Origin of the sequence: Brevundimonas sp., from assembly GCF_018608325.1 — a bacterium.
Classification (GTDB): Bacteria; Pseudomonadota; Alphaproteobacteria; order Caulobacterales; family Caulobacteraceae; genus Brevundimonas.
This window is the reverse complement of record NZ_JABAZW010000133.1, coordinates 1-4,203: the sequence shown is the minus strand read 5'-3', so window position 1 is coordinate 4,203 and position 4,203 is coordinate 1. Positions and strand designations below refer to the sequence as shown.

Genomic DNA, 4,203 nt, shown 5'->3' with positions numbered 1-4,203 from the left:
CCCCGTCGCCGCCGACCCGCGCCACACGCGCGACCGAATGCGCCGCCTCCAGACTGACGACGAAACCGCCGTCCGCATCCCGGTCGAACGGCGCGCCCAGGGCCGCCAGCCACTCCACCGTCTCGCGCCCATGTTCCGTCAGGGCGCGCGTCGCCTCGGCCTCGACCAGACCGGCGCCCGCCGCCGCAGTATCCTTGGCATGGCGTTCGGCAGAATCCTCCGCCGTCAGGGCCGCCGCCATCCCCCCCTGCGCCCAGGCCGACGAACAGGCGTTCAGCAGAGGCTCCGGCGTGACCACCAGCACCTTAGCTCCAGTCTTGGCCGCCTCCAGCGCGGCCGACAGCCCCGCCAGACCTGCGCCCACGACCAATGGCCCGTCATGTCGAACTCGGCTCACAGACGCACTCCGATATAGTTCAGGCCGTACTTCAGGGCCTCGACCGCCGATCCGTCGGCCAGAGGCAGCAGGGCGCCGATCGCCGCCGCCGCACAGATCACCGCCGTCGCCAGATAGAGGCCCAGGCTCTTGCCCGCCTCGGGCCAGCTCAGTTGGCCCCATTCCTCACGCCAGACGCCGCGCTTCAGATGGCCGAAGACCGAAATGGCCAGGAAGACCGCAAGGATGTAGCGCCCCGTCGAGACGCCCCACAGCACCACCCCGACCCCGATGGCCAGCAGCACCAGATGCTCCAGCCGCGGATGCACCCGCGCCAACACCGGCCCCAACGCCTTTGACCCGTCCAGCGGCGGCGCAGGCAGCAGGTTCACCAGATTGAGCATGGCGATGAAGAAGGCGCCCAGCAGCCAATCACTCTGCCTCGTCGCTACCCACAGCCCCACGAACGGGATCATGGCCAAGAGGCCGAACGCCGGTCCCGCCAGCGACACCAGCACGCCATGCCACTCGTTCTTGGGCGCTCGCTGCCCCTTGGCCAGTCCGCCCAGGAAGGGGATGATGTAGATGCGCGCCGGTCCCATCCCGACCTTGTTCATCGCCAGAACGTGTCCGTACTCATGGACGAACAGGCCGAACACCACCGCCACCGACACGACCCAGCTTCCGGTGATCCACCACAGGAAACCGCCCATCAGCAGGGTGGAGATGACGGCCCATCCGGGGCTCTGCCCCTTGTCCAGCGCGCCGCCCTCGGGTCGAGGCGCAGGCGCAGTTTCGCGCGCAGCCGGGTCTTCAGGCTTGGGATCCCATGGCCCAGGAGTGTGGCCGGGACGGCGGATAGGTGTGTCGATGTCGCTCATGGCGTCCAGATGGGCGCGGGCGGTCGTCCCGTCGCCGGGACCGATCGCCGCGCCGGGGTTCAGATCAGTTCGACCGCAACATGGTGTTTGGCCTTGATCAGGTCGTAGCGCGCCGGAACAGCGGGCGGCGGCAGGTCGATCATCCGCTGCACGGCCTGACGCCCGCGCTCCAGCATGTCCTGCGGCACGGTCACCTCGAACTGCATGTGCAGCAGGCAGTCGCGGATGTTCTGAAGCGTGATCCGCTTCATGTGCGGGCACAGGTTGCACGGGCCGATGAACTGCACGTCCGGCACGTCGCCGGCGACGTTCGACGCCATTGAACATTCGGTGATCATGACGACCTGTTTGGGCCGCTTGGCCTCGACATAGTCGATCATGGCCGCTGTCGATCCGGCGAAGTCCGCCGCCGCCATCACGTCTTCGGGGCATTCCGGATGGGCCAGGATTTCAGCGCCCGGATAGGCGGCGCGCATCTCGACGATGTCGGCGGCGGTGAAGCGTTCATGCACCTCGCACCGGCCCTTCCAGGCGATGATCCCGACCGTCGTCTGGGCGGCGACATTGCGCGCCAGATATTCGTCAGGGATCAGGATGACGCGGTCGACGCCCCACTCCTTGGCCGCCCATTCCACCACCTGCACGGCGTTGGCGGATGTGCAGCAGATGTCGGTTTCCGCCTTCACATCGGCGGTCGTGTTCACATAGGTCACGACCGGCAGGCCGGGATAGCGCTGCTTAATCAGCCGCACGTCGGCGCCCGTGATCGAGGACGCCAGCGAACAGCCTGCGCGCAGGTCGGGGATCAGCACGGTCTTTTCCGGCGACAGGATCTTCGACGTCTCGGCCATGAAGTGAACGCCCGCCTGGACGATCACCTTCGCGTCCGACCGCGCGGCCTCTTTCGCCAGCCCCAGGCTGTCGCCGACATAGTCGCCGACCCCGTGGAAGACCTCGGGCGTCATGTAGTTGTGGGCCAGGATGACGGCGTTGCGCTCGATCTTCAGCCGGTTGATTTCGCTGATCAATCGGGCCTGTTCGGGCCATTCCATCGGGGTGACGTGGTCCTTGACCTTCGCCCATACCCCGGCGGTCTCCCGCTCCAGTTCCTTCGTCAGACCAAAGGCGCCGTCCGCCATGACCATCCTTCCACGACCCTTATGCTCAAAGTTAGCATAAGCAGGAACAATGTAGGCCGATGCGGACGGGACGCAAGACCTAATCCCCAATCTGGCCACCCCGGACACCAGGTCGTGACGCCTAACGCGCCCGCGCGCGCTCCGAAAACTGGACGCGGAGGGCTGTGATTGCGGTGACGACGAACAAGGCCGCCGGCACGCTGGCTGCGCCAATCTCAGGACGCCAGAACCATAGCGCCGCGACCATCATGGCGCAGGCGGCTGTCGCCCAGGCCCCGGTCGATAGGGCTGTCCTGCGTCGAAGCTTCCCGTCGTCACTTGGCGTCTCGGACCTGCCGCCAAACCCCGCGACCTTCATCATGACCACCCCACAGACCAACGGACCGCCCGCCAGCATTAAGCGGTTCAACCCGTCGCCTTCGCCGACCGCGATCAGCCAGAGCCCCTGTGCGCTTTTCCAGGTCAGGAACCCCAGCACGATCGCCATACAGCCCCACAGGCGTCGCACGTCCCAGCGCGCCTCGACCTCGAACAGGTCGGCGGCTCTGACATGGCTCGACCGCCGACGCAGGCGCACAAGACTGTAGCCCCCCAGGACCAGCCCCGTCAGCCACATCGCCGCGCCGAACAGCAGGCCGGATCGCCCGGGCAAAACGCCCAGGCTCAAAGCGCCCGCCGCCACCAAGGCCACGCCTAAAACGCCGCTCACAGCACCGCGCCTCGCCCTGCGCTCGTGCCACGAGGCTTCGCTCGATCCTGACGCGTCTTCACTCATGCCCGCAGCATAACAGCGACCAGCGGCAGCACCGAGCACCTCAGATGAATCGTCACGCTTGATTATTTACCCGGACAATATTATTCACTATTTCACCCGGACAAATAGGAAGTCGTCCATGACCACCGCCGCACGCAAAGACCTGATCGCCGCCTACAAGGACCAGCCCACAATCGCGGGCGTCTTCGCCGTCATCTGTTCGGCCACCGGCCAGACCTGGGTGGGACAGAGCCGCCATATCGACACCCAGCAGAACGGCCTGTGGTTCTCCCTGAAACAGAACAGCAGCCCCTTCGCCTCGCTCCAGCAGGCGTGGAAGGCGCACACGCCCGAGGATTTCCGCTTCGAGCAATTGGACCGGCTGTCGCCCGATCTGTCGGAGATGGTGCGCAAGGACGAACTGAAGAAACGCGCCGCCCTGTGGGCGAACCGGCTGCAGGCCGATCTCATCTGACCGCACCCCGGGCTCGGCACCGTTTTTGCTCGACCTTAAGCACGCGCGCCCCTATCGACACATTCAATCCGGGCTTCGCTCTAAATTCGATAGAAACGTGCAAGACACCATCCGCCGCATCCTGACCGCCCGCGTGTATGACGTGGCGGAGGAGACACCGCTTGATCCGCTGCGCCGCCTGTCGGCGCGGCTGGACCGGCCCGTCCTGCTGAAACGCGAGGACCTGCAGCCAGTCTTCTCGTTCAAGATCCGCGGCGCCTACAACAAGATCGCCAATCTGTCGGAGGCGGAACTGGCGCGGGGCGTCATCTGCGCCTCGGCGGGCAATCATGCGCAAGGGGTGGCCCTGGCCGCCGCGCGCCGCAACACCCCCGCCGTCATCGTCATGCCGACCACCACGCCGGGCATCAAGGTCGCCGCCGTGCGCGCTCTGGGCGGCGAAGTCGTGCTGCATGGCGACAGCTTCGACGAGGCCTACGCCCACGCCCGTCGATTGGAAGAACAGACCGGCGCCGCCTTCATCCACCCCTTCGACGACCCCGATGTGATCGCAGGCCAAGGCACCGTCGGGCTGGAGA

The 4,203-nt window shown here is 66.3% G+C and carries 6 protein-coding genes; 2 read left to right on the top strand and 4 right to left on the bottom strand.

Annotated features, from left to right (window positions below; all coding sequences use genetic code 11):
- From QZ281_RS12935 to QZ281_RS12920, 4 genes are all read right to left on the bottom strand, one after another.
- Positions 1-397 (bottom strand): FAD-dependent oxidoreductase (locus QZ281_RS12935; protein ID WP_292229001.1); only part of this gene is annotated, 397 nt, incomplete at its 3' end.
- On the bottom strand, positions 394-1,257 hold the full coding sequence (locus QZ281_RS12930; protein WP_292228999.1) for a site-2 protease family protein: 864 nt from the start codon (positions 1,255-1,257) through the stop codon (positions 394-396). The genes QZ281_RS12930 and QZ281_RS12935, both read right to left, overlap by 4 nt.
- Positions 1,258-1,316: 59 nt before the next feature.
- Positions 1,317-2,402 (bottom strand): quinolinate synthase NadA, encoded by a 1,086-nt coding sequence (nadA, locus tag QZ281_RS12925; RefSeq protein ID WP_292228997.1) that lies wholly within the window; start codon positions 2,400-2,402, stop codon positions 1,317-1,319.
- 115 nt (positions 2,403-2,517) lie between these two features.
- Positions 2,518-3,105 (bottom strand): hypothetical protein, encoded by a 588-nt coding sequence (locus tag QZ281_RS12920; RefSeq protein WP_292228995.1) that lies wholly within the window; start codon positions 3,103-3,105, stop codon positions 2,518-2,520.
- Between the two features lie 184 nt (positions 3,106-3,289).
- Here QZ281_RS12920 and QZ281_RS12915 point away from each other — a divergent pair, with 184 nt between their 5' ends.
- Both QZ281_RS12915 and QZ281_RS12910 read left to right on the top strand, forming a co-directional pair.
- On the top strand, positions 3,290-3,625 hold the full coding sequence (locus QZ281_RS12915; protein WP_292228993.1) for a GIY-YIG nuclease family protein: 336 nt from the start codon (positions 3,290-3,292) through the stop codon (positions 3,623-3,625).
- 97 nt (positions 3,626-3,722) lie between these two features.
- Positions 3,723-4,203, top strand: a 481-nt coding sequence (locus QZ281_RS12910; RefSeq protein ID WP_292228991.1) for a pyridoxal-phosphate dependent enzyme, incomplete at its 3' end; no start/stop codon positions are given.